At 35.7% G+C, this 26,143-nt stretch carries 24 protein-coding genes; 13 read left to right on the top strand and 11 right to left on the bottom strand.

Going from position 1 to position 26,143, the window contains the following annotated elements:
* Positions 1–81: 81 nt before the first annotated feature.
* From AB8P06_RS13590 to AB8P06_RS13605, 4 genes are all read left to right on the top strand, one after another.
* Complete coding sequence (locus tag AB8P06_RS13590) at positions 82–1,689, top strand: glycoside hydrolase family 10-like protein (protein WP_369842544.1); 1,608 nt, start codon at positions 82–84, stop codon at positions 1,687–1,689.
* A gap of 371 nt (positions 1,690–2,060) precedes the next feature.
* On the top strand, positions 2,061–2,612 hold the full coding sequence (locus tag AB8P06_RS13595; protein ID WP_369842545.1) for a ferritin: 552 nt from the start codon (positions 2,061–2,063) through the stop codon (positions 2,610–2,612).
* Positions 2,613–2,790: 178 nt separating this feature from the next.
* The gene (gene ychF / locus AB8P06_RS13600) at positions 2,791–3,882 is read left to right on the top strand and encodes a redox-regulated ATPase YchF (RefSeq protein WP_369842546.1); all 1,092 of its coding nucleotides are present in this window, start codon (positions 2,791–2,793) and stop codon (positions 3,880–3,882) included.
* An 82-nt stretch (positions 3,883–3,964) separates the two neighbouring features.
* On the top strand, positions 3,965–5,077 hold the full coding sequence (locus AB8P06_RS13605; protein ID WP_369842547.1) for a hypothetical protein: 1,113 nt from the start codon (positions 3,965–3,967) through the stop codon (positions 5,075–5,077).
* Between the two features lie 49 nt (positions 5,078–5,126).
* On the opposite strand, the gene AB8P06_RS13610 is transcribed toward AB8P06_RS13605, so the two are convergent.
* The 3 genes from AB8P06_RS13610 to AB8P06_RS13620 form a co-directional block, all read right to left on the bottom strand.
* Positions 5,127–5,291, bottom strand: coding sequence for a hypothetical protein (locus AB8P06_RS13610; protein WP_369842549.1), 165 nt, complete (start codon positions 5,289–5,291; stop codon positions 5,127–5,129).
* Positions 5,292–5,349: 58 nt separating this feature from the next.
* On the bottom strand, positions 5,350–5,496 hold the full coding sequence (locus AB8P06_RS13615) for a hypothetical protein (protein WP_369842550.1): 147 nt from the start codon (positions 5,494–5,496) through the stop codon (positions 5,350–5,352).
* Between the two features lie 78 nt (positions 5,497–5,574).
* Complete coding sequence (locus AB8P06_RS13620; RefSeq protein WP_369842552.1) at positions 5,575–5,784, bottom strand: bacteriocin; 210 nt, start codon at positions 5,782–5,784, stop codon at positions 5,575–5,577.
* A gap of 147 nt (positions 5,785–5,931) precedes the next feature.
* Between AB8P06_RS13620 and AB8P06_RS13625 the strand changes: the two genes are divergently transcribed.
* Positions 5,932–6,870, top strand: coding sequence for a helix-turn-helix domain-containing protein (locus AB8P06_RS13625; RefSeq protein ID WP_369842553.1), 939 nt, complete (start codon positions 5,932–5,934; stop codon positions 6,868–6,870).
* Positions 6,871–6,956: 86 nt separating this feature from the next.
* Positions 6,957–7,721 carry an SDR family NAD(P)-dependent oxidoreductase gene (locus tag AB8P06_RS13630; protein WP_369842554.1) on the top strand — a complete coding sequence of 255 codons (765 nt, stop codon included), beginning with the start codon at positions 6,957–6,959 and terminating at the stop codon, positions 7,719–7,721.
* A gap of 40 nt (positions 7,722–7,761) precedes the next feature.
* Here AB8P06_RS13630 and AB8P06_RS13635 read toward each other — a convergent pair whose 3' ends face one another.
* The 8 genes from AB8P06_RS13635 to AB8P06_RS13670 form a co-directional block, all read right to left on the bottom strand.
* Entirely contained in the window at positions 7,762–8,910 is a 1,149-nt protein-coding gene (locus tag AB8P06_RS13635) for a methionine aminotransferase (RefSeq protein WP_369842555.1), read from the bottom strand.
* 141 nt (positions 8,911–9,051) lie between these two features.
* Positions 9,052–10,149, bottom strand: a complete 1,098-nt coding sequence (gene gwsS / locus AB8P06_RS13640; RefSeq protein WP_369842556.1) for a grasp-with-spasm system SPASM domain peptide maturase — start codon at positions 10,147–10,149, stop codon at positions 9,052–9,054.
* On the bottom strand, positions 10,146–10,361 hold the full coding sequence (locus tag AB8P06_RS13645) for a hypothetical protein (protein WP_369842558.1): 216 nt from the start codon (positions 10,359–10,361) through the stop codon (positions 10,146–10,148). Before AB8P06_RS13645 ends, gwsS begins: the two co-directional genes overlap by 4 nt.
* Positions 10,358–11,371 (bottom strand): grasp-with-spasm system ATP-grasp peptide maturase, encoded by a 1,014-nt coding sequence (gwsG, locus tag AB8P06_RS13650; protein ID WP_369842559.1) that lies wholly within the window; start codon positions 11,369–11,371, stop codon positions 10,358–10,360. Before gwsG ends, AB8P06_RS13645 begins: the two co-directional genes overlap by 4 nt.
* Positions 11,372–11,438: 67 nt before the next feature.
* Positions 11,439–11,660 carry a hypothetical protein gene (locus AB8P06_RS13655; RefSeq protein WP_369842561.1) on the bottom strand — a complete coding sequence of 74 codons (222 nt, stop codon included), beginning with the start codon at positions 11,658–11,660 and terminating at the stop codon, positions 11,439–11,441.
* Positions 11,661–12,007: 347 nt separating this feature from the next.
* Positions 12,008–13,219 (bottom strand): T9SS type A sorting domain-containing protein, encoded by a 1,212-nt coding sequence (locus AB8P06_RS13660; RefSeq protein ID WP_369842563.1) that lies wholly within the window; start codon positions 13,217–13,219, stop codon positions 12,008–12,010.
* 413 nt (positions 13,220–13,632) lie between these two features.
* Positions 13,633–14,364 (bottom strand): LytR/AlgR family response regulator transcription factor, encoded by a 732-nt coding sequence (locus tag AB8P06_RS13665; protein WP_369842564.1) that lies wholly within the window; start codon positions 14,362–14,364, stop codon positions 13,633–13,635.
* A complete protein-coding gene (locus tag AB8P06_RS13670; protein ID WP_369842565.1) occupies positions 14,333–17,272 on the bottom strand; it encodes a sensor histidine kinase in 2,940 nt (979 codons plus the stop codon). Before AB8P06_RS13670 ends, AB8P06_RS13665 begins: the two co-directional genes overlap by 32 nt.
* A 141-nt stretch (positions 17,273–17,413) precedes the next feature.
* On the opposite strand from AB8P06_RS13670, the gene AB8P06_RS13675 reads away from it, so the two are divergent.
* From AB8P06_RS13675 to AB8P06_RS13705, 7 genes are all read left to right on the top strand, one after another.
* Positions 17,414–19,297, top strand: coding sequence for a DNA topoisomerase IV subunit B (locus AB8P06_RS13675; protein WP_369842567.1), 1,884 nt, complete (start codon positions 17,414–17,416; stop codon positions 19,295–19,297).
* A gap of 78 nt (positions 19,298–19,375) precedes the next feature.
* A complete protein-coding gene (locus tag AB8P06_RS13680; protein ID WP_369842568.1) occupies positions 19,376–19,864 on the top strand; it encodes a hypothetical protein in 489 nt (162 codons plus the stop codon).
* Positions 19,861–22,446, top strand: a complete 2,586-nt coding sequence (locus AB8P06_RS13685) for a DNA gyrase/topoisomerase IV subunit A (protein ID WP_369842570.1) — start codon at positions 19,861–19,863, stop codon at positions 22,444–22,446. Before AB8P06_RS13680 ends, AB8P06_RS13685 begins: the two co-directional genes overlap by 4 nt.
* 5 nt (positions 22,447–22,451) lie before the next feature.
* Positions 22,452–23,105, top strand: a complete 654-nt coding sequence (locus AB8P06_RS13690; RefSeq protein WP_369842571.1) for a rhomboid family intramembrane serine protease — start codon at positions 22,452–22,454, stop codon at positions 23,103–23,105.
* Between the two features lie 32 nt (positions 23,106–23,137).
* Positions 23,138–24,235: a helix-turn-helix domain-containing protein gene (locus tag AB8P06_RS13695; RefSeq protein WP_369842573.1), complete on the top strand. Its 1,098-nt coding sequence runs from the start codon at positions 23,138–23,140 to the stop codon at positions 24,233–24,235.
* Between the two features lie 146 nt (positions 24,236–24,381).
* The gene (locus tag AB8P06_RS13700; protein WP_369842574.1) at positions 24,382–25,167 is read left to right on the top strand and encodes an SDR family NAD(P)-dependent oxidoreductase; all 786 of its coding nucleotides are present in this window, start codon (positions 24,382–24,384) and stop codon (positions 25,165–25,167) included.
* The gene (locus tag AB8P06_RS13705) at positions 25,164–26,126 is read left to right on the top strand and encodes an NAD-dependent epimerase/dehydratase family protein (RefSeq protein WP_369842575.1); all 963 of its coding nucleotides are present in this window, start codon (positions 25,164–25,166) and stop codon (positions 26,124–26,126) included. Before AB8P06_RS13700 ends, AB8P06_RS13705 begins: the two co-directional genes overlap by 4 nt.
* Positions 26,127–26,143 lie beyond the last annotated feature (17 nt).

Genomic DNA, 26,143 nt, shown 5'->3' on the forward strand with positions numbered 1-26,143 from the left:
GGCTTTTTTTATGAAGTAACAAATAAAATGTTTATTTTTTCCCCTTAAGTTTAAAAATAATTTAAAGTAGTTTTGCAGACTATGAAAGTGATTCAATTAAAGCTAGTATTTTTATTAGGGATTTTTGCGGCATGCAGCAGCTCCTGTTCAGTTCAGAATAATGTGGTAAAGCCCGTACCGGATAAAAATACAATAAAACCGGATAAAAATATTTCAAAACCTAAAGATTCCGTTGTGATCAATAAACCGGTAATTCCGCCAAAGGAGGAAGTTTTTAAAGTAAATCTTCCTGCCATTAACAGGGAATTCCGTGGTGTATGGATTGCAAGTGTTGCCAATATCAACTGGCCTTCAAGAAATAATCTGTCAGTTGATCAGCAAAAAGCTGAAGCCATCAGTATGTTGGATATGCTGAAAGACAATAATTTTAATGCTGTTATATTTCAGGTCCGCCCTTCTGCCGATGCTTTATATACAAGCTCAATTGAGCCTTGGTCATACTTTTTGACAGGTGAAACCGGAACTCCTCCTTATCCGAATTATGATCCGTTACAATTCTGGATCGAGGAATCTCATAAGCGCGGATTGGAGCTGCATGTATGGTTAAATCCTTACAGGGCACATCATGCAAATGGAGGTGCTGTTAACAGTTTGTCGATGGTAAATAAACTTTCCGATATTGTTGTACGGCTGAAAAACGGGATGTATTGGTTTGATCCTGCCAATCCAAAAACTCAGGGCCATGTTTCCAATGTTGTAAAAGACATTGTGAAAAGATACGATATAGATGCCGTACATTTTGACGACTATTTTTATCCTTACGCTACTTATAACAGAGGCGCGGATTTCCCGGATAATGCAACCTGGAATGCTTATGTAAGCAGTGGCGGAACATTGTCGAGAGAAGACTGGAGGCGGGATAATGTAAATAAGTTTGTGGAAAGAATCTATAAAGAAATTCATGCAGAAAAAAACAATGTACGATTTGGGATCAGTCCGTTTGGAATCTGGAAACCGGGTTATCCGGAAGGGATAGTCGGATCCTCACAATATGATGAGCTGTATGCTGATGCTAAATTATGGCTGAATAAAGGCTGGGTAGATTATTTTTCACCCCAGCTGTACTGGCCGATTGATTCAAAAGGGCAGGGCTTTGAAGCATTATTAAACTGGTGGAAATCTGAAAACACCCTAAACCGCCACTTATGGCCGGGATTAAATACCGTTGAGGTAAAAGTTTCGGATCGTCCGACAGAAATTAAAAATCAGATTGAAATTTCAAGACAGATTCTGAAAAATGATGCCGGAGAAATTCACTGGAGCATTGCCGGACTTACAAAGAATTCAAACATGTTGCCGACTTTAAAAAACGGGCCTTACAAAGAGAAGGCATTGGTTCCGAGAAGTCCATGGATTAAAGCGGTACCATTACAAACCCCTACATTATTTACAACAGATAACGGAAGTTTTGTACAGGCAAGCTGGAGCACTAAAAATATTGGTGATGTTTTTCAGTGGGTAATTTTCACACAATATAACGGAGTCTGGGAAATTGAAATCGTTCCTTTAGACAATCTTTCAAAAGAAATTCCGAAATACAAAGACGGAAAAACCCTGAATGCAGTTGCAGTTAAGGCAATTGACAGATTAGGCAACGAAAGTGATTATATGGCGAAGAAGCTGAAGTGAAAAGGCTGAACTGCTGAATCATTAATTTGTAAAATCGTTAAATTGTAAGTTGAAAATTAACTGTTATCCTGAGCGAAGCAAAAAAGAAGGTAGAATCTTACGACGTAAATTTTTCCAGACCGAAAATCTTCGATTTTCTCGTGCTTTAAAAAACATATTTAAAAATAAACATCGCGTCTTTGCAATTTACTTGAATAACAATAAGCCCGGTTCTTCTGATCCGGGTTTTATTTTAGAATGACTATAGATTAATAATTCAAATTGTTGAAATATAGTATGTTGTGAACGTATGTTCTGCAATTTGTTAAAATTAAATACTTTATCGGAATCATTTTTGCATCATTATACCTAATCACAAAAAAATATACATTATGAATACTAACAGACTTTCCCCGACTGTGGAAAAAGCACTTAGTGATCAGATGAATAAGGAAATTCATGCATCACACGTTTTTTTGTCTTATGGAATCTGGGCTGATGATAAAGGTTACCAGGGAATTGCCAATTTCCTTTACAGGCACGCACAGGAAGAAAGAAATCATTCGATAAAATTTATGGAATATGTTCTCAACAGAGGAGGTAAACCGAAAGTAGACGCCATTCCGGCACCACCTGCTGACCCGGAATCATTATCAGCATGTTTTGATGGAGTTTTTAAGCATGAAGTTGATAATACTACAGCAATTTACAGAATTGTAGATCTGGCACTGGAAGAAAAAGACTGGGCAACGTGGAATTTCATGCAATGGTTTGTACAGGAACAGATCGAAGAAGAAACACTGGCTCAGAATTTAATTGATAAGTTAAAAATTGCCGGTGGTGACAGAGCAACCGATGAGTCTTTATTTACTTTAGATAAAACTTTACAGGAAGCCCCGAATGATGTTCCGCTGGCGCAGGATGCAACGGGGGCTAATCCGTAGATGACAAAATAAAATTTTAAAAATCTGTCGGTCTTTCCGGCAGATTTTTTATTATGAAACTCTTTTTAAAATCACTATCTTTGCACACTGATAATTCAAGGTATACATTTAAACTGTTAAAGTTTGAGTATAAGCGAAAAACCTTGAACCGTAAACATAAAACTTTGAATTTTACAATATGAAATGTGGAATCGTAGGCTTACCGAATGTAGGTAAATCAACTCTTTTTAACTGTTTAAGCAATGCAAAAGCTCAATCAGCGAATTATCCTTTTTGTACTATTGAACCTAACTTAGGAACAGTATCAGTACCGGACCAGAGATTATTTGAACTGGAGAAAATAGTAAACCCTGAAAGAGTTTTGCCGGCTGTTGTTGAGATCGTTGATATTGCCGGTCTGGTAAAAGGAGCGAGTAAAGGAGAAGGTTTAGGAAACCAATTCTTAGCCAACATTCGCGAATGTGAAGCCATTATCCATGTTTTAAGATGTTTTGATAACGGAAATATTATTCACGTTGAAGGCTCTGTAGATCCTTTAAGAGATAAAGAAATTATAGATATTGAGCTTCAGCTGAAAGACCTTGAAACCGTAGGTAAAGCCGTTGAAAAAGCTAAGAAATTTATCAAATCCGGTAAGAAGGAAGATATTCTGACATATGAAACGCTTCAGAATCTTCAGAAGTTTCTTGAAGACGGAAAAAATGCAAGAGAATTTGCAGCAGACGATTTTGCAAAATCTATTATCGGAGAAGTTCAGCTTTTGACCAATAAACCTGTACTTTACGTTTGTAATGTAGATGAAAATTCTATCAAAAACGGAAACGAATGGGTTGGCAAAATTGAAGAAATGGCGAAAGGAGAAGGAGCTGAAGTTGTTGTTCTTGCAGCACAGATTGAAGCCGATATCAATGAGCTGGAGACTTTCGAGGAAAGAGAGATCTTCCTTGAAGAACTAGGTCTTACAGAACCGGGCGTAAACCGTCTGATCAGAAAAGCTTACGATTTATTAAAGCTTCAGACCTACTTTACTGCAGGAGTAAAAGAAGTAAGAGCATGGACTATCGGACAAGGATGGACAGCTCCTCAGGCAGCCGGAGTGATTCACACCGATTTTGAAAAAGGTTTCATCCGTGCTGAGGTAATCAAATATAATGATTATGTAAGCTACGGTTCTGAAGTTAAAGTAAAAGAAGCCGGAAAACTTTCTGTGGAAGGAAAAGAATATATTGTTCAGGATGGAGACATCATGCACTTTAGATTCAACGTATAAGAAAATATTAAAGTTCGTATATATAAAAACGTTTCCATGAATTTGGGAGCGTTTTTTGTATGCATTTATCAAACGCTTACCTATGAGATATTTGTATTTTCTCCTTTCCTTTTTCTTTTTTTCTTCATGCTCTGTAAAAAGTAATGAAGAGAAGAATTGTTTTACAGAAGCTGAAGAACCGTCTGTAAAAAATGATTATATAATTCAAGCTATTGATAAAAAAAATTATACTGTAAAACAGATTCTTAAAGAAAAACCTGAATATCTTGAAATTATTAATCTGAAAGAATACAGGAGTTTTAAAAAGGACAGTGCATCCTCCGATATGTATGGTACAGATCTTCCACCGGAAAAGTTTAAGGAAAAATGGAAAATAAAAGAAAAAGAATTTGAAAGATTTAACGAAAAATTTACCGGACAGTTCCGATATTTTTCAAAACAGGAAGCTGGAAATATACAATATGCTTTAGCAGAAAATAGCCTGGGATACTGGCTTTTAAAAATAGAAAATAGCAAGCCTTCCGCTTATTTTTTAGGATTGAGTTTCAGCCATTATTATTGCAATGAGGTTCAGGAAAACCCTATCGTAAAAGATGGATTTCTTCAGATAGAAGGTAGTTTGGTTAAAATTATAAAGATGCCCGGACTTCCCGGGTATGATGATTATTCTGCTATCGAAGACGGAAAATTATTTAAAATCAACTTAAAGTATTTAATGAAAGATTCTGATCGCGACGGATACAATGATATTTTTGAAAAGAGTTTTGGTTTAAATCCGGACAATAAAGATTCTGATTGGGACGGAATCAGTGATTTTGATGACATGAACCCTTTGTTTAAATCTGAAAAGAATAAATTTACCGAACTATATGAACAATTATTGCCCGATTATGGGATAGAACAGCTCAAAAAAGACCATTATTCTTTTGATGTATATGCGAGTGATTGTGATTATTTTCACCGGGTTAATCCGGAATTAAGAATTTTATTTGTTCCTGAAAGTGAAAGTAAACAGACAGATTATGTCAGAGTAACTGATGTTCTTAATGGTGGAATTTCTAAAATCAAAAGAAATAAAAATGATCCCAACAGGTTTTATATTACAGAATGGGGAAACAGCAGCTCCTCAGATTACTCCGCCGAATATATAAATGGGAAGTGGGTTTTGAATGTAGTAGGCGGATATATTGTTTAAAATAAAATACCGCCCCGTATAAGAGCGGTATTTCTTTTTGAAAATATTTTTATAAAGGATCTATTACCGGTCTGCATTGCAGCTGTGCACAGCCCATTGATATTTTTCTGCATCCTCCTGTTGCAGGATCTATACAGTCTTCCAGGCCACCTGTAACGGTTCTCAATTGTTTCTTATTAAGCTTTTTCCCTTTGGGTAATTTTTGATTTTCCATGATAATTGATTTTATGATTTGTTAAGTTTTAATTTAGAACATTAAAATGTACACGAATCTAAGGTATATACCGGCATTGTATTTCCGCACATTGTCGTCCATATGCCATACATTGATTGGTATCAGGATCAATACACATTTGTAAGCCGCCTGTAATCGTTCTCAATTGTTTTTTGCTCAGTTTTTTTCCGTTTTGATTTTTCATAGTGATGATTTTTAATGAGTTAGTTTATGACTAAGTTATAAAAAATAATTATATATCACTTCGTATTGACAAATATTTTTAAACAGGATCTATAACCGGTCTGCATATTTTTTGTGCACAGGCGGAAGAGATAAGGGTACAACCGTTTTCGTCAGGCTGGGGAAAGCTCGGATCACAAGGGAAAGTAGGGCAGTAAACAGGCTGCATACAATCAAGCATACCTCCGGTAATGGTTCTCAGTTCTTTTTTGTTTAATCTTTTTCCTTTTGATAAGTTTAAATTTTCCATTTTAATTTGATTTTTAATGAGTTAGTTTAAAACTAAGGTATAAAAAATATCTAATAATATATCACTTCGTATAGAAAAATAATTTTGTTATAAATTTTAAATATAGTTTCTCAACTTTGTATATTTGAATTTTACAAATGATTGATCATGGAAAAAATCGTTCACACTTCTCTGGAAGATTTCTACAGAGAGATAACAGCCAAGCTGGGAAAAGATTTTGAAAGTATATTCCCAAAAGGACTTCATAAGGATATTGGTCATTTCAATGTATTTGATATTGCCCAAACTATTGAAAGGGCAAAAACCACTTCTGAAATGCCCTATAACAGGAGAAAATATTATAAAATAAGCCTGATCAGGGGCAGGAATAGAGCTGAATATGCAGATAAAGTAATTGCCATTAAAAAAAATGCTTTGTTGTTTGCGACGCCTAAAGTACCTTATCACTGGGTACCTGAAGATCCTGATCAGTCGGGGAGTTTCTGCGTATTTACCGAAGATTTTTTCATTAAAAACCAGTCCCGTTATTCCCTTGAAGACCTCCCGATCTTTCAGCCCGGCGGTTTTCCTTTGTTTGAAATAGATGATGAAATGGCAGACGAAATAGAACAGCTTTTTATCAAAATAAAAAAAGAAATAGCTTCCGATTACATTTTTAAATATGACCTGATCAGAAATTATGTCCTTGAACTGATTCATTACGGGCAGAAATTACAGCCGGCCACAAAACTTTCAACGTCTAATGATGCTTCTCTGAGAGTGGTTTCCTTATTTATTGAGCTTTTAGAAAGACAGTTTCCTATTGAGTCGACAGATCAAAGATTACAGCTTAAAACTGCAAAAGATTATGCAGACAGATTGGCGGTACATGTTAACTATTTAAATAAAAAACTTAAAGAAAGTACGGGAAAAACGACAACTGAATTTATTGCAGACCGACTTATCCAGGAAGCTAAAATTCTTTTGAAGCAAACAAAATGGAATGTTTCAGAAATATCATATGCATTAGGATTTGAGGAGATTGCTCATTTTTCAAACTTCTTTAAAAGAAAAACAACATTTACACCTTTAGAATTTCGTTCATGATTTGAATTTTACAAATTTCAGATTGATTCAAGCAAATATCTTTACCCTAAAATGCGCCAACTTTGTATCATTAAATAATGAAAGAAATGGATACAAAAACAAAAATCGCATTAGTAACCGGTGGAAGCCGTGGTTTAGGAAGAAATTCAGCAATAAAAATTGCTCAGAAAGGGCATGACGTAATTATTACTTACAGATCTAATAAAGAAGAGGCAGAAGCTGTTGTAAAGGAAATACAGTCTCTGGGAAGAAAAGCTATAGCTTACCAACTAGATACAAAAGATATTAAAAGTTTTGAAGCTTTTGTAAAAACAGTCGGTGATCACCTGGAAGAAAATACAGGAAGCAGAAACATCGATTATCTGATCAACAATGCCGGAACAGCTTTATATGCTCCGATACAGGAAGTCACCGAAGAACAGTTGGATGACGTTGTAGATATCCACTTTAAAGGCGTATTTTTCCTGACTCAGAAATTATTACCGTTCATTAATGATGGTGGTGGTATCGTGAATATTTCTTCAGGATTGGCGAGATTTGCTTTGCCGGGATCCTCCGTTTACGGGTCAATAAAGGCAGGTGTTGAAATGTTAACCAAGTATATGGCGAAAGAACTGGGATCAAGAAAGATCAGAGTCAATGTTGTTGCTCCCGGAGCTATAGAAACAGATTTCGGTGGCGGAAGAGTGCGGGACAGCAAAGAAATGAATGATATGGTGGCAGGAATCACAGCTTTAGGAAGAGCAGGCCTGCCGGATGACATCGGTGGAGTAGTGGCTTTCCTTTGTACTGAAGACTCTCGTTGGATTACCGGTCAGAGAATTGAAGCTTCAGGCGGAATGTTTTTATAAAAAAAATCAGGTGGCTTCGAGAACCTCAGCCACCTGATTTTTATATTTTAGATAAATTCTCAATCGCTCTTTCCAGAGTTTCCTGTTTTTTTGCAAAGCATAACCGAATCACATTTTCGTTCCGTTTGTTTTTATAAAAAGATGAAAATGGAACACTTGCCACTTTATGGGTAACCGTTAATTCGCTGGCAAAATCAAAATCATTCTTATCGGAAATCCTGTCATATTTTAAAGCCTGGAAATAAGTTCCTTCACAATCCAGAAGCTCAAAAGAGGTATTGGCTAATCCCTTTCTCAGAAAATCTCTTTTCTCCTGAAAAAACTGATTAAGATGATTGTAATGGTCTTCATTTTTCATGTATTCGGCTAATGCAAGCTGGATGGGAGTATTAACACTGAAAACGTTGAACTGGTGAATTTTTCTGAATTCATCCGTTAAAATTTTAGGGGCAGCACAATATCCTATTTTCCAGCCTGTAACATGGAAGAGCTTTCCAAAAGAAGCTACCAGAAGACTTCTTTCTTTCAGTTCCGGATATTTGCATATGCTTAGATGCTGTTTTCCGTCAAAAACAATATTTTCATAGACTTCATCACTTAAAATAAGTATGGAGGTATTTTTTACAATGCTGATCAGTTCCTGCAGATCATTTTCCTTTAAAATCTTTCCTGAAGGGTTATTCGGATTATTAAGGATGATCATTTTGGTTTTTTCGCTCACTAAACCTTTTACAGCATTCCAGTCGATTTCATAATCCGGAGCTTTCATTTCAAAGCGTTTTACAATACCACCGAAAAGCTCTACCGTAGGCTCATAACAATCATAAGCAGGTTCAAAAATAATGACTTCATCATCTTTTTTAATGAAAGTGGCAATCGCGGTGAAAATAGCCTGGGTTCCTCCTGCTGTAACCGTTATTTCAGAATCCGGATGATAAACGGCCTGATGGCTGTTTTCAATTTTACGGGCAATTTCTTCCTTTAAAGCGATCATTCCGCCCATCGGAGCGTACTGATTAAATCCTTTTTTAATAAAATGATCTACGTAGTCTAATAATCCGGTATCCGGCATGAAATCCGGAAATCCCTGTGATAAATTGATTGCTTCATTCTCATTGGCCAATTGAGTCATCTGGCTGAAAATAGTGGTTCCCACATCAGAAAGCTTGGAAAAAGGAAGTTGTATCATTGACGCTGTTTTTTTACGTTCACCGAATTTAATTATTTTTTGTAAAGAAAAGCCATCATCGCATAAAAAAGACTATCCGGTGTGGATAATCCGATATTAAGGAAATATTTTACGAAAAAATAGAATGTCTAAATCAGCGGTTTATTTTTTTATTAACGACCCCATTTCATAGTGTTGAATTGCTGATTCTTTTAACGGATTCGTACTCCATTCTTCCCATTCACAGGTGTAAGGGTTGTATCCACATTTAAGCGGAGCAGAATATATATCATCGGGAGTATCTATGTAAGCACGACAATCGGTACATATATGACGGAATTCACAGTCTTTGCACTTGGTAATCTGATCTTTGGTAATATTCCAGTATTTTTTAAATTCCGGATGATCTACAGCTTCCTGCAGTGAACTGTTTTTGATATTTCCATAACTTTCTTTCATGCTGGGGCAGTTTTTGATATCACCTTTCGTATCTATACTTATCTTACGATTAAGACAACTGTTAAAGGCTAAAGATTCTGTATAAGTGGGAATATTGATAGAAAATAGATTACTATGGATGGCACCACAATGAAGTTCATGGTCTATGATTCTATCGGTTTGTAATATATAACCCATTCCGTATACACCTTCTTTATAAATCCCGGCTATAGGAGCCCCGGTTATGGTAAGATTACTTATTTTTCTATTTTCATTGACAAAACACTCTGTTTTTATATAAAATTCATCATCATCTTTATCGGCAGGAAGTATGATTTCAATGGATTTGATTTGTGAAGGATTGATAAGTTCCATGAACCGGTCAAGCTCCTGCCGGGAAACCTTTTTGAAAAACCGGAACTGAATAAAATTACAGCACAAGGTTTCCAATTGCTTCAAAAAAGGTTCATTAAAATAGGATATTTCATCCCATGCATCTAAAATGCAATGTGAAATGTGTGCGGGAAACAACCATTCTTCAGACATTTTTGGAAAAAGCTGTAACTCATCTGTAGAGCAGTAAAAAGCCAGTTCATTGTCTTCTAAAAATTCAAAATATTCTTTTAATATTTCTTTTCCTTCATGATCTAATTGTGAAGATATTTCAACAATATCAATGTATCTGCTGTCCTTGAATAAAGAGCTGAAGGCATTAGGAATCGGATAAATATTTTTACGTTGCAAATCACAGATTGTAGCACGGGCTGCTCCTTTTACAATGAAGCAGTGACTATATAAGAGTAATAAGTTTTGAGTGATCACAATATGAAAGCTTTTGAATAGGGTTTATAAAAGGGCTCAGAAATCATAATTCCAGCATTGTATTTGCCTAATTCTATAGGTTTGGACTGTTTTATGGTGTCAAGTTCTTTTTTATAAACATGTATTTCCCAACTGTCAACGTTTAATGGCAGCTGGTTTCTGTTTTTTTCTATCCAGTCTTTTATTTCTTTTTTTATTTGTTCTTCTTTCATGTTTTTTCTTTTATAAGGTCAATCGCTATTTGCCGTTCAATATCATAATTGCAGTTTTTGGATACCCATTGAAACTGTCCTACAGGATTTACTTCCAGAAAGACATATTCCCCTTCAGGAGTATAAATCATATCAATGGAACCACAATTCATATCTATACTTTGCATGAAATGATGTAGCTTTTCTTCTATTTCCTGCGGTAATTGATAAGGGACACAACGGTTGGGGCGTTCAGTATCATAATTCCTGAAATCTATTTTTGTTTTTTCGTTGGCCTGTGAGAAAATAACCATTGTGTAGAATTTGCCTTTCAGATAAAAGATACGCAATTCATATTTTTTTGTGATATATTGCTGGAACAAAGAAAAATGATTTGCTTTTTTTTCTTTATTTTTTTGAAATAGTTGTAAAGCTTTATTTTTATCGAGAATTCGTACAGGTGAGATGATATTTATTACATAATCATTGAATGAAATTTTTATAGGATTGAATTTTATATCCTTAGAAATCAGTTTTTCATATTTATCTGAAAATATTCTGAGTTCCTTTGGATGATTAGTAATCAAGGTATCAGGAATGTTTAACCCTGAATCTTTAGCTTTTGCCAGATTCGAAATCTTATTAGTTAGATTATCGTGATGGGTATTTATTTTTTCACCATGTATTTTAGTGAGGAGATTATAAAGTTGATAATTCAGATGTTTTTGTTCCTTGAAGTTATTAGACTGGATCTTTGAATTTAGTAAATAATGATCTTGAGTTATTTTTATTAGGTTATAAGTAAATTCACCTCGTCTGTACCAGAAACTTTTAATCCTACTATTATTAAATGTTTTACCATTAGCTCGGAAAACTACACTTTCATTTTTTTGATTTGTGATTTTATAGGTGATATTTTCAATGAAAGTAATATCATTAAATCTTGTTACCTTTTCATTACTTAAGGAAAATATCCAATCCAATACATCATTTGTTGATGAGTCATCACTGGTTGATTCTACAATTATCATTTCTCGAAAAATAATAAAAGAATAGGCAAATAAACTGTAATTTGCTTATTTGCCTACTAATTCTTGATTATATGGTATACCATTTACCATCAATAAGATAACTCATATCTCCATATGATCCATCTTGTAATACATCAAAACAGTCTTGTGTAAATCTTACTGATCCACCGTGGGCTTCAGAGTTTATTACTCCACCGCCGGTTGCTTTCGCTTCGCCACCTTTGATTTTATTCATTTCATCTGGAGTCATTACTTCAAATTTTGAAGAATTTAAACTTTCTAGTTTCATAATATTGTGATTTTATTTTTATCTCTGTCTTGCCGCCTTGAGATAGTTGTTCAGCGTACAGCACTTGATTCAGGGGATGGCTGTGTCTTCCCATTTTAATTTTCCTTAATTTCGGGAAATATCATGCAATAGCTGCAGGTAGAGTGCTTTTGTAATATTACAGTAACAAGATTAATTAGTTTTCCAGGAGTAACCTAACTGTAATTTATAAGTGTAACCTTTTCATTATTAACTGTAACTGGAAAAATATCACATGTAAAAAATTATTTTAACCGAAATCTGTAATCAGTTAAAAAAAAGACTACCCATATCCGGATAGTCTTATGATTATTAATTTTTATACCTGTTTATTTTGAAATAAGCAGTTTCTGGGAACTTGTTTTTGAATTCGTTTTAATTTCAACAATATAAGTTCCCTGGATCAATTTTTCTGTATTCAGTTTTATATTTTGGCGGCCGCTTTCTACTGTTTCTGATTTTTCAATAACAGCTTTTCCAGACATATCGATTACTTTTATGGTCACCGATTCTTTTTTTGATAGATTAGTCTGTACATCCACATAATTTTTAGCAGGATTTGGGACAAGCAGATATTCCTTAGTCTCGTTCACGCTGCTGAGTTCTGCTCTTGCAACAGCTGCATTATCTCTGAGCGGAGATTTCAGGTTATTGTCTTTTTGTACTGTTTCCACAGGCTTTGGAATACATATAACAAGACATGTTGTACATTTCGGTTTATCGCCTTCATATTGGGTCACACATACTTTATAAGATCCGGAATTGGTATATGCATGAGACGTTAAGACATCTGTTACATAGCCATCACCCCAGTCTACTTTGTAAATGCTTGGAGAATTTGTGCTCTCAAGGAATACCTGTCCAATGGTGATATTACCTGAAGTACTGGTGGTCATCTGAAGCTTAAAGTTAGAATTACATTCACCACAATTTTCGCAAGGTTTTACACAGATATTATCAAAAAATACTACCTCTTGCTGAGTTGACGTCATATCAGGGCTTATTCCCAATGTGGTAGAATTCATCATAATATTATCAAAAATAGCAGTGTTCACGGTAGCCATGGTCCAAGATCCTTCAGAATTACTCGGAAGAGAACCACCGCTGGATAGTTGGATAGGAGCTTTAACACGTACCCATCCGCTTCCAGGGGTTACCGTAATGTTTGCAACAAATGTTGTACTGTTGGTTCCGTCGGAAAGGGTAATGTTCGGATGGTAAGGAGTTCCTAAACCGCTGTCATTTTCAATATAAAAATCAAAATAAATACACTGTCCAAGGAATCTTTTTCCAAGACTCTGGTAATCTGTGTGATTCTCGTACCAGGAACTACCTGACAGATCTTTTAAGATAAGAAATTGTGAGCCGTCCAAAGGATTGGCAGTCCCGAATCCTACACTTACATTTCCATCGGGTGGAGCTGCAGGAGCCCAGTTGCCCGCCGGATTGGAAGTATCATTAAAATCAGAACACGGAGCTTGTGCGTTAAGCACAAAACATCCTAAAAGCAGGTAAATCGATAAAAAATATATTCTTATCATAATGCAAATTGGTTTTATAAATCAAAAGCCAACAAAAACTTTAGGAATTAATACTCAGTTTAATCGGTTTTCACCGTTTTATGGTATTCTAAATGTATCCTGAAATTTAACTTCTCGTTATTGTGAATTAGTAAATGTTTCGATTTTGCTAATAAGTGTAAATGAACTTCTCTTAATTGTGATTTAGTATGGAAATTTCATCGGATTATTTAATGACAAAAATGATCTTCTGTTTTATATTTAAGCCTTTGAAAAATGGTCGTAAACCCTATAAAACAGGTGGGATTCCGGTGTCCGGTATTATTTTAAATAAAATGATTACAAATATATTGATGTATGTGATTGGAATACGGTAAATCTCAATAGCCAATGCTCACCAATAATAAGTGTATCATTTTTACAGATAAGTGCGATCACTCCAGATGCTCAATTTTATATAAAAAATCATTTTTCTTGCGTACGGAAACATCAAGAACAGAATCATCCGTCATAATTACCTGGCCGCCTTTTCCCTTGATATATTCCTTCAGATGGCTGAGGTTGATGAGATGCTTGTGATGTATCCTGAAAAAATTAAACTCCGAGAGATATTCTTCAAAATCATGTAACGTTTTAGATACAATTACTTTTGTCTTATCGATCAGGTAAAATGTAGTATAGCTGGAATCTGCCTCACAGCGTATGATATCTGCAATATTTGTCAGTTTGAAACCCTGAAGAGTAGGAAGGCTGATTTTATTCTGATTGGCAGTATTAGTGGAAACGTTTTTACTTTTTTTGATATTCTCCAATGCTTTATTGACCGCAATGATAAAATCAATTTTTTGAATTGGTTTTAAAAGATAGTCTGTAGCACCGTTTTTTATAGCCTGAATCGCAAAATGCTCAAATGCCGTAATAAAGATGATCTGCGAATCTATTTCCCTTAATTTTGATAAAAGATCGAAGGCTGTGCCGTCTTTCAGTTGTACGTCCAAAAAAAGAATATCCGGTGAGTTTTTGGTAAGATAAATATAAGTCTCTTCTACACTTGAGGCTTGAAATGCAATCTGAATTTCCGGAAATTCGTTCTGAAGCAATAGAGAAATGTAATCTCTTCCGTCTTGCTCATCATCAATAATGCAGACTTGTGTTTTGGTTTTCATAGGGTGTAATATAAATTTTAATTTGTGTTCCAGGTTTTAGTTGTTTTTCAGAAAGGTTGTTGATCTCTAAAATAATATTAGTCTCAAAAAGCTGCTTAAATGTTTCAATTCTTTTTTGGGACAATTTTACTCCGAATGAATTGGTTTTTGTTATCGATTGTCCGGAATTACCGATCCCTACACCATTATCTTCAATACTTATACAAAGTGATGCCCCGTTATACTCAAACGAAATTTCAATATTCCCTTTTCTGTCTTTTAAGCCTGAGATACCATGTTTAATGGCATTTTCTACAAACGGCTGTATCAGTAAAGAGGGGATTATCCATTCTTCATTAGTGTTCTCTGATACAATTATTTTATACTCAAACTGATCTTTTAAACGCAGTTTTTCCATGTTTAAGTATAAAGAAAGATATTCTACTTCTTCCCTGATCGGCATAAACGTTTTTTCAGAATAGTGAAGGGTTTTTCTGATCATCTGGGAGAATGTGTTTAAATAATTTTCAGTTTCATCATAATCTTTTTTATAAAGCAGAAACTGTATGGAATTGAGACAATTGTAGATGAAATGCGGATTGATCTGGGCTTTAATCGCCTGCAATTCCAGTTCCGCAATTTTTTTCTCATAATAGAGAGCTTCCAGTTTCTTATTTCGTTTTTTCTGAAAATACAGTGTGATGAGAATGAAAAGCAGGGTGCATCCTAAAAAAATTAATATTAATTTAAACCACCAGGTCTGCCAAAACCGGGGTTTGATCTCAAAAGCTACTGAAGAATAGGTGTAAGACTGTTTGTCATTATAGCCCAATCCGAAAACTTTAAAAATATATTGTCCGGGAGGAATCGAATTGAATACAATCTTAGATGAGCTGCCTGTCTGCCATTCATCACTTAACCCTTCTATTTTATATTTAAATTTTATCTTTCCCTGAGAAGTATAATCAGGAAAGCTTACATCAAAAGTGAGGGTGTTGTCCGGGTTTTTTCCTATAATTTCCTGATTTAGGTTGAAAATTTCCCTGTTTCCTATGGTGACTGAATTAATGATTACTTTCTTATTGATAAACTTAGGCTGAGCCAGCAGATTGTGAATAGGAAGAATGCCCAGTCCTTTTGAAGTTGCTGCATAAATCGTATCTTCCTTTATGACACAACCGGTGACAACATTAGAGGGAAGACCGTCGGTCTGGGTAAAATTATCAATCTTAAGACGGGAGCCTGTAATTTCAATTCTGCTTAATCCTGAATTGGTGCTTGCCCAAAATACCCTTTCATTTTCAACTTCTATCTTTTTGATCTGGTCTGTTGATAAGCCGTTTTTTTCCGTAATTCTTTTAATAATTTTTTTATTGTTGAAAAATATGATGCCATTAAGATTGGTGGCTGCGATATAAACATTTGATTTTAATTTTTTAATGTCGGTCACATAATATCCTTCAAGAAATAAACTTTTCTTTTTTGTCTTAGTATTGAGCTTATATAAATCTTTAAAATTTCCGAAAAATAGACTGTCTTTGTCGTAGGGTAACGCGGTGTAACTTCTTTCATTGAGCAATTGAGAAGAAGTATGGGTCATAAAATTATAAGAAGTAAGAGATTCGGAAGTACAAAGCAATACCGAATCATCGGTATATGGCAGCACATTTTTTAAGCTGCGACTTCCTAAATTGACTGTTTTATGGGTTAAAGTATTATATTGGATTGCACTGGGAGTCATTCCGAATATGATGGTATTTCCTTTTGAAAACAAAGCTTTAGTCTCAGCTTTACTGTTTTTTTCAAAAGTAATATCTGTTATGGTATTGGCGTTTAGAATGCCACTTTTTGCCTCATTATAGCCCAGAATTATACTGTTGTCGGTTTTTGCAATAGCCTTAATATAAGACGAATTGTTTTTTACAGGTAGATGAATGTAATTATTGAAGAACTTATCGGTAATAAAGTAAACACCATTATTTCTTGTTGAAAACCAGACATTATTATCCCGGTCTATCATAATATGGTTCATCACGAAACCCTCCATAAGTTTAAGAGGATTAGAAAGTTTCTGTTTATCCAGTAACGACTGCCTGAAAAATAAAACTCCGCCTTTATCTAAACAAAGCCATATTCTGTAATTTCTGTCTACCACAAGATAATTGATCTTTTCATCAATAGAAACAGATTGAACTTTTCTGAAATGAAATTTATTTTCTAATTGATAAACATTAACCTGATTATTGGATTTTAAAATATAAAAATTACCTTTTCTATAGATCGTACCTTTAGGCAGGGATATATTGCAGGCTCTAGTTTTTTTGGTGAGGATGTTATAAGCCAGAATCTTACCATCCGCATCAGCTAAATACAGCAGATGATTGGGAAGATCAAAAGTAAATACATAGCGTGGCTCCTCATATGCCGTCTTTTTTTTTGTGAGATACAAAGGGATTGATTTTACTTTCCCATTTCTGTAAACATATATTTCTTTAGGGTCACGGGTAGTATAAATAAAAAGCGAATCTCCACTGCTATATGCCGCACAATTATGATTGAATTTAAGCTTTCTAAGCTCTTTGTTGTCATCCGAATTAATAATTTTTCCCTCTTTTAAATAGACGAAATCATTTAAATAAGGAACTATGAAAATTTCGCCGTTAGACAGAGGGTAGCACGATAAAATATCGATATTCTTCAGTCCGTTTTTCTTATTGTATTGTTTAAATTCCTTCCCGTCAAACCTGAACAGCCCGTTATCACTGCCAATCCAGATAAAACCTTTACTATCCTGGGTAAGCATATAAGTATAAGAGCTGTTTAAGCCATCTTCTTCATTATAGTTGACCAGTCCGGGGATCTGTGCCAAAAAGAATGATGAAAAAAACAGAGTGATAGAAAATGAAAGAAATCCAAATAGTTTTTTCACATGATATTGAATAATGCTGTAAATATAGAATTTGATTAATAATAACACAACACATGTGGATAAATATTGATGAAAATGAATTAAAAAAAATCGGATAATTTTGTTCAATTTCGTATTTTTGTATGTTTGCTGAAATAACATATGTCACAAGATACAAATCCAATCTATTCCGAAGATAATATCAGAACCCTCGACTGGCAGGAGCACATCCGTTTACGCCCCGGTATGTATATCGGGAAACTGGGTGACGGCTCGTCTGCTGATGACGGTATTTATATTTTGCTCAAAGAAATTCTTGATAACTCCATCGATGAGTTCAGGATGAAAGCGGGTAAAAGAATTGAAATCAAACTCGATGACGGTAAAGTTACGATCCGGGATTTCGGTCGTGGGATTCCGTTGGGAAAAGTAGTGGATGCCGTATCCAAAATGAATACCGGTGGAAAGTACGACAGCAAGGCCTTCAAAAAATCTGTAGGTCTGAACGGGGTTGGTACAAAAGCGGTAAATGCCCTTTCAGACTATTTCCGGGTAAGGTCTTTCCGGGAAGGAAGGATGAAGGTCGCCGAATTCTCACGCGGAATGATCTCGGAGAATCATGAAGAAAAAGAAACTTCAGACAGAAACGGGACTGAAATCTCCTTTATTCCTGATGGAGAAATTTTCCTTCATTTCAAATACAGGAAAGAGTATATCGAAAGAATGCTCAGGAATTATGCCTACCTGAATCCGGGACTGAAAATTATTTTCAACGGAGAAACTTATTATTCTGAAAACGGTCTTAAAGACTTATTGGAAGAAGAACTGGAAAGCGAAATCCTTTACCCGATCGTGCATTTAAAAGACACTGATATTGAGCTTGCCATTACCCATTCGGATAAGTCCCAGACTGAAACCTATTTTTCGTTCGTAAACGGTCAGAATACAACACAGGGCGGAACGCACCTTAATGCTTTCCGGGAAGCCTATGTAAAGACAATCCGCGAGTTTTTCAATAAGAACTTTGATGCTTCCGATATCAGGAAATCCATTATTGCGGCCATCTCTATCAACGTAGAAGAGCCTGTTTTTGAATCCCAGACCAAAACAAAGCTGGGATCTAACGATATAGGGCCAAACGGACCTACCGTAAGGACTTTCATTATTGATTTTCTGAAAAGCAAGCTGGATAATTTCCTGCATAAAAACCCTGAAATTGCCGAAGCGATCCAAAGAAAAATCCTCATTTCCGAAAGAGAAAGAAAAGAGCTTTCCGGGATTCAGAAGCTGGCAAGAGAAAGAGCAAAAAAAGTATCCCTTCATAATAAAAAGCTCCGCGATTGCAGACAGCATTATAACGATCAGAAAGCAGAAAGAAAAGGCGATACACAGATCTTTATTACCGAGGGGGATTCCGCATCAGGTTCTATCACAAAATCAAGAGATGTAGAAACACAGGCCGTGTTTTCGTTAAAAGGTAAACCGTTGAACTGCTACGGACTTACCAAAAAAGTGGTGTATGAAAATGAGGAATTCAACTTACTCCAGGCTGCTTTAAATATTGAAGAAAGCCTTGAAGATTTAAGATACAATCAGGTAATCATCGCTACCGATGCCGATGTCGATGGAATGCACATCCGTCTCTTAATGATTACGTTCTTTTTACAGTTTTTCCCTGACCTGATCAAGAACGGACATTTATATATCCTTCAAACCCCTTTGTTCAGGGTGAGAAACAAAAAAGAAACAAGATATTGCTACTCGGAGGCAGAAAGATTAAAAGCGTTGAATGAGTTGGGAAGAAACCCTGAAATCACCCGGTTTAAAGGATTGGGAGAGATTTCACCTGATGAATTTAAGCATTTTATCGGCAAGGATATCCGTCTTGAACCTGTGGTCGTAGGAAAAGACCAGACCATAGATCAGCTCCTGGAGTTCTATATGGGTAAAAATACACCGGACAGGCAGGTGTTTATTCTTGAGAACCTCGTCGTAGAAGATCCTGATATTGATAAAAGGGAAATTCTGGATGAAGTAGAAAATTAAAATATAATTTAAAAACTAAAATAAAATTAAAAAAGAGTAATAATCCCAGAAACTCAGATAAACTAAACACAAATAACTATGAGATTAAGTAACCGTAACAAAGCTTCGGTGTACAATTTTATTAATACCTTATTATTCATGATACTTGCGGGTGGGATCACCGGTTTTTTCTTAGAAGAATCCAGGTTTAATATTTTAGGACAGGGAAGCTATTTGTTAATTATTGTTCCCGTTATTCTGTTGGGTATTTTTTACCTTAACGGAAGGCAGATTTTTGAATATGACAGTGACGGAGAGGCGCTTAACTTTAAAAACAGAAATATCATACCTTTTCTGAATAAACCTTTAAGCGATGAGTTTCCAAAATACAAACTATTAAAGTACGAAATAGTACAGATCTTTTTTTTAAAAAGACTGTATATTACGATTTCAAGTAAAAATTCCGGCTCAACAATGTTGAAATACGAAATTTCTTACCTGACAAAGAAAGAAATAAACGATTTAAAATTCTCATTAAACAAAGTTGTGAAAGCCAATAACGAGAAAAAACTATTGAATAACAAATGATAACAGACGAAAATTCGCATGAAGGGGAAAGCTTAAAAAAAGTTTCCGGACTTTACAAAGACTGGTTCCTGGATTATGCTTCTTACGTTATTTTAGACAGGGCGATTCCGTCTGTTTATGATGGCCTTAAACCGGTTCAGCGAAGAATCATGCATTCCATGCGGGAGCTGGAAGACGGCCGTTATAATAAAGTAGCCAACATTGTAGGAAACACCATGAAATATCACCCTCACGGTGATGCTTCCATTACAGATGCAATGGTACAGATCGGGCAGAAAGAGCTCTTGATAGATACCCAGGGAAACTGGGGAAATGTGTACACCGGAGACTCTGCCGCTGCAGCAAGATATATTGAAGCAAGACTGACTCCTTTTGCTCTGGAGGTTGTTTTCAACCCTAAAACTACAGAATGGGCAAAATCCTATGACGGAAGAAATAATGAGCCCATCGATTTGCCGGTAAAATTTCCTTTGCTTCTGGCACAGGGAGTTGAAGGGATCGGGGTTGGACTTTCTACCAAAATACTTCCGCATAATTTCAATGAATTAATCAATGCATCCGTTGCCTATCTGAAAGGTAAAAAGTTTGAATTATTCCCGGATTTCCTTACCGCAGGATACCTGGATGTTTCAGAATACAATGATGGCCACAGAGGCGGAAAAGTAAGAGCCAGGGCGAAAATTACCAACATAGACAAACATACACTGGTAATTTCCGAGCTGCCTTTTTCCAAAACAACAAGCGACCTGATTGATTCTATCCTGAAAGCCAATGAAAGAGGGAAGATCAAAATCAAAAAAATTGAAGACAATACCTCAGACACTGTTGAAATTCTGATTCACCTTCATAATGACGTTTCACCGGATAAAACCATTGATGCGTTATATGCCTTTACAGATTGCCAGGTAACGATTTCACCGAATGCCTGTGTCATTGTAGGTGACAAGCCGATGTTCCTGAATGTATCTGAAATTTTAAGAATGAATACTGATCATACGGTTTCATTATTAAAGAAAGAACTTGAGATCGAGCTTCATGAATTACAGGAAAACTGGCATTTTTCATCATTAGAAAGAATCTTTATCGAAAACAGGATCTATCACGATATCGAAGAAGTGAAAACCTGGGAAGAAGTGATAAAGATGATCGATAAAGGGTTGAAACCCCATACCGGACATTTGCTGAGAGCAGTGACGGAAGATGACATTCTCAGATTAACAGAGATCAGAATCAAGAGGATTTCAAGATTTGATTTAGATAAGTTTAAAGAAAATATTGCAGCCCTTGAAGGTAAAATAGAGCAGGTAAAACATCATCTGGCGAATCTTATTGCCTATGCCATTGATTATTATCTGAATATCCAGAAAAAATACGGGAAAGACAGACAGAGAAGAACGGAGCTCAGAATTTTCGATACCATTGATGCAACTAAAGTTGCGGTGGCCAACGAAAAATTCTATGCTAATTTTGAAGAAGGCTTCGTAGGAACTTCCCTCAAAAAAGACCAGTATTTATTTGACTGTTCTGACATCGATGATATTATTACTTTCAGAAAAGACGGAAGCATGAAGGTGGTGAAGGTAGAAGCCAAAACATTTATCGGTAAAGATCTTCTGCATGTAGCCATATGGAAGAAAAACGATAAGCGAACCGTTTATAATATGATCTACCGTGAAGGTAAAGAAGGTCCGTATTATATGAAACGTTTCTCAGTAACCGGAGTAACAAGAAATACCGATTATCCTCTGGCTTCCGATAAAAAAGGTTCGGAAATGCTTTATTTCTCAGCTAACCCGAATGGTGAAGCGGAAACGGTAAGCGTTCTCTTAAAACCCAACCCGAGAATCCGTAAAAATAAAATGGATATAGATTTCTCTGAATTAGCTATTAAAGGGCGTGATTCCAAAGGAAATCTGGTAACCAAATATTCCGTCAAAAAAGTGGATCTCAAAGAAGAAGGAGTTTCTACACTGGCTCCGAGAAGAATCTGGTTTGATGATACCGTGAGAAGATTGAACGCTGATGGCAGGGGAACCTTACTTGGAAATTTCAAGGGTGATGATAAAATTTTAACGATCAATACTCAGGGAGAAGCCAAACTGGTCAGTTTTGATCTTGGAAACCGTTTTGATGATGAATACCTGATCCTTGAAAAATGGAGGCCCAATCAGCCTGTAACCTGTATTTATTACGATGGTGAGAAAGAGATCTATTTTATCAAAAGATTCCTGCTGGAGAATAATACCAATCCGCAGACCTTTATGCCTTCAGAACATCCGAAATCATTCATTGAAAATGTGCTGGTTGCCGACGGTTCCACTGCAGAAATTATCTTTGCAAAAGACAAAGGAAAAGACCGCGATCCTGAAACGGTAAACATCGATGAATTTATCGCTGTAAAAGGAATAAAAGCGATTGGTAACCAGTTCACCAAATTTAAAGTAAAAGCGATCAATATCACCATTCCTGAACCTGTGGAAGAAGAGCCGGAAGTATATGAAGATCCGGGACCTGCTGAAGGAACAGATGATGAAGGCGGGGTAATCGGAGATTTATTTGATGGCGGAGAACCCGAAAATTAAAAAATATGAATATTCTGATATTAGTTATTATAGCCACTTCAGTTATCAGCTTTATCGCTTTTAACAATGCCGGTATTTTTGAAAAATATAAATTCAGCGTAGGAGCAATCCTGAACAGAAAAGAATACATCCGTCTGCTTTCTGCAGGATTCCTCCATGCAGATATTATGCATCTTTTGTTTAATATGATGACGCTTTATTTTTTTGGGCCCATCGTTATTGAAGGTTTTGGAAATTTAGGTTTTTTAATCGTTTATTTTGGATCTATCCTGCTGGGTAATATATTTTCATTATTCATTTACCAAAGACAACCCTGGTATTCTGCAATAGGAGCTAGTGGTGGTGTTTCCGGTATTTTATTTGCAGGAATAGCATTGATTCCTGGACTGAAAATTTATATTTTCTTTATTCCGATAGGGATTCCGGGATTTATTTTTGGACTTCTCTATTTCAGTTACTCGGTTTATATGATGCTCAATCCGAGACAGCATGATAATATCGGGCATGCAGCGCATTTAGGCGGTGCTTTTTTCGGTTTGGTATATGCAGTGGCCAATCAACCGGCAAGAGCGATAGACAATGCTTTGTATATTGGGATCATGGCAATTCCGCTTCTCTATTTAAGCTATGAAATTTTTGTACGGAAAAGAATAGGCTAAAAAAGCTATATTTAACCAAAATATTAAAACCAATGAACACATCAGAGTTAAACCGTTTTATCGTGGTACTTATCTATGGTTCATTGGTTTTGCTTTCCCTGCTGAAACTTGCCAATCCGCTCCGTGTAAACAGGAAAGCCAATTTCTGGTTCGGGATGTTTCTGTTTCTGTGGTCGTCTTTCTGGCTTGATGAGGTGCTTTCATTGGTTAAAGATGCTCCGGTGGAAATCCATTCCATTCTTCCCGTTCAGTTCATCCAGTTTTTAACGCCGATCCTGTTTTTTTTCAGTGTATTGTTCTACACCAATCCTGCATTTAAGTTTAAGATTTCAGATCTCAAATACCTGATCCTGCCGGTAATTTTTCTTATTAATCTCTTGTTACAGCGTCTTGAGATCGGGAATAAAAATCTTTCCGGGCTCATATTTATAGGATTGATATTGTTCCAGGCATTGTTTTACACCGGGCTTTCATACGTTACAATAAGAAAACATCAGAAGAGGATCCAGCAGTTTTCGGCCAATACCGAAGGGATCAATCTGAACTGGCTGGAATATATCATCATCATTATCTTCATCATCAATATTATATATCTTATTTATAATCTTTCTTACAATTCAACCTCATTGAACGCCTTCATTAATATCGGTTTTTTACTCGTTATTTACAGCGTTGCTTACTACTCTTTAAAACAAAAGGAAATTTATCCGGTTGAAGAAAAACAGCGTGAAGAACTGATTTCCATCAATGAAGATTCCGATACGGAAGAGGTTAAAAGAAAACTGATTTCCGATGAAGAGTTGCTGAGAATTAAAGCCGAACTTGAGAAACTCATGGAATCGGAGGAACCTTATCTCGACAGCGAACTCAATTTAATTAAGCTTTCAGAATTACTTTCCGTATCTACCCACCATTTGTCTTATGTGATCAATTCCGGATTTCAGAAAAACTTTTTCCAGTTCGTCAATGAATACAGGATCCAGCATGCCAAGCATTTGCTAAAAGATAACAACAGCAATAAACTTTCAATTTTAGGTATTGCTTATGAATCAGGTTTCAATTCCAAGACTTCCTTTAATACCACATTCAAAAAATTGACAGGCAAGACTCCCTCTGAGTTCAAAAAATAAGTTCAGGTTTATAAATCTTAACTTTTAAAAATCTTAATTCATTGATTTTAAATATTTTATGGATTTATTCAAAATATGTTCATCCATATAATCCGGAACATTAAAACGGTTTCCCCGAGATAATTTTGTACCAGAAAGTTTTTCTTATGGATACTAAAGAATCATACGCAGTAGTTACGGGAGCGAGCCAGGGATTGGGGAAAGCATTCGCTGAAAGTCTGGCTAAAAAAAACATCAATGTTATTTTAATAAGTCTTCCCAACCAAAACCTGGAAGAATTAAGTAAAGAAATCGCAGAACTTTATCATGTGAAAACCCATTACTATGAAGTTGATCTTTCTGTGAATGAAAACGTTTTGAAATTAACTAATTGGTTGAATTCATCATTTAGAATTCATATTTTAATTAATAATGCCGGATTGGGAGGGACGAGAAAATTTGTGGATGCAAGCCCGGATTATATCAATACAATTTTACAGGTTAATGTAACCGCCACTTCATTAATTACCCATCAGTTGCTACCCAATCTTCTGGAACAGCCTCAGGCTTATATCCTCAATGTTTCCAGCATGGCTGCTTTCTCTCCGATAGGTTTTAAAACTGTTTATCCCGCTTCAAAAACCTTTATCCATTCCTTTTCACGAGGACTGCATGAAGAATTAAAAAATACAAACGTATTTGTAAGCGTAGTCAATCCGGGAGCCATGAAAACCAATATTGATGTCTGCAAAAGGATTGAAAAACAAGGAATTTTAGGTAAATTAACGCTCCTGGATCCGAATAAAGTAGCACATTACTGCATCAATCAGTTATTCAAAAAAGATTCGGTGATCATGGTAAACCCGATAAGCTGGCTCATTATGAAAGTCTTACCTATATGGATTAAGCTGCCATTGATGACCAATGCGATAAAAAAAGAAATAGAGGCATGAAAAAAGTTTTTGTGACCGGAATTACAGGACTTCTCGGCGCTAATGTTGTTATAAAATTATTAAAAGATGATTATTTTGTTATTGCTCTGGTGCGCAAGAAAAGCGGCTATTTGGGTGAAGAAAGTGAAAACCTCCGACTGATTGAAGGTGACTTGTTTTCTGATATCTCATCTTATCTTAAAGAGGTTGACTGTTTCATTCATATTGCTGCGGAAACACGCCAGGACCTTCTTTTTTATGATGATTACAAAAAGATAAATTACGAAGCTTCTCTCCATCTTTTTTCACAGGCCGTATCTTCCGGGGTCAGAAAGTTTTTATTTGTGAGCACAGCCAATACATTAGGGTTTGGAAGTATGAAGGAGCCGGGGAATGAAAGTATGCCGCAGAAATATCCTTTTACAAAATCTTTTTATGCCAGGACCAAGCTGGAAACAGAAAATTACCTTTTACAAAACAACAAAACAACGGAAGTCATCATCCTAAACCCGACTTTTATGATCGGACCTCTTGATTATAAACCCAGTTCCGGGAAAATAATTTTCTGGGCCTGGAAAAAGAAAGTTGTATTTTATCCGGAAGGCGGAAAGAATTTCGTTCATGTAGAAGACGCAGCCAATGGAATTGTAAACGCAATAGAGAAAGGAAAAGATGGTGAAAAATACCTTCTTGCGAATGAAAATTTAACCTATAAACAGTTTTTCAGAAAGATAAATGAGATTACCGGCCAGAATCCGGTACTGATTCCGATTCCTGGTTTTGGATTGGCTTTTCTGGGATGGATAGGTGATTTTCTCAGGCTGTTAAAAATTAAAACCGGTATGAGCTCTGTCAATATGAAGGCTCTGAAAATTGAAAATTTTTATTCTAACCGGAAATCAATGAATGAATTAGACATCCGGTACCAGCCCATTGAAAAAGCAATACGGGATGCCGTGGATTTTTTTGAAAACAGATGAGAAATCAAATATTGATA

This window comes from Chryseobacterium tongliaonense (assembly GCF_041224435.1).
GTDB classification, from domain to species: Bacteria; Bacteroidota; Bacteroidia; order Flavobacteriales; family Weeksellaceae; genus Chryseobacterium; species Chryseobacterium tongliaoense.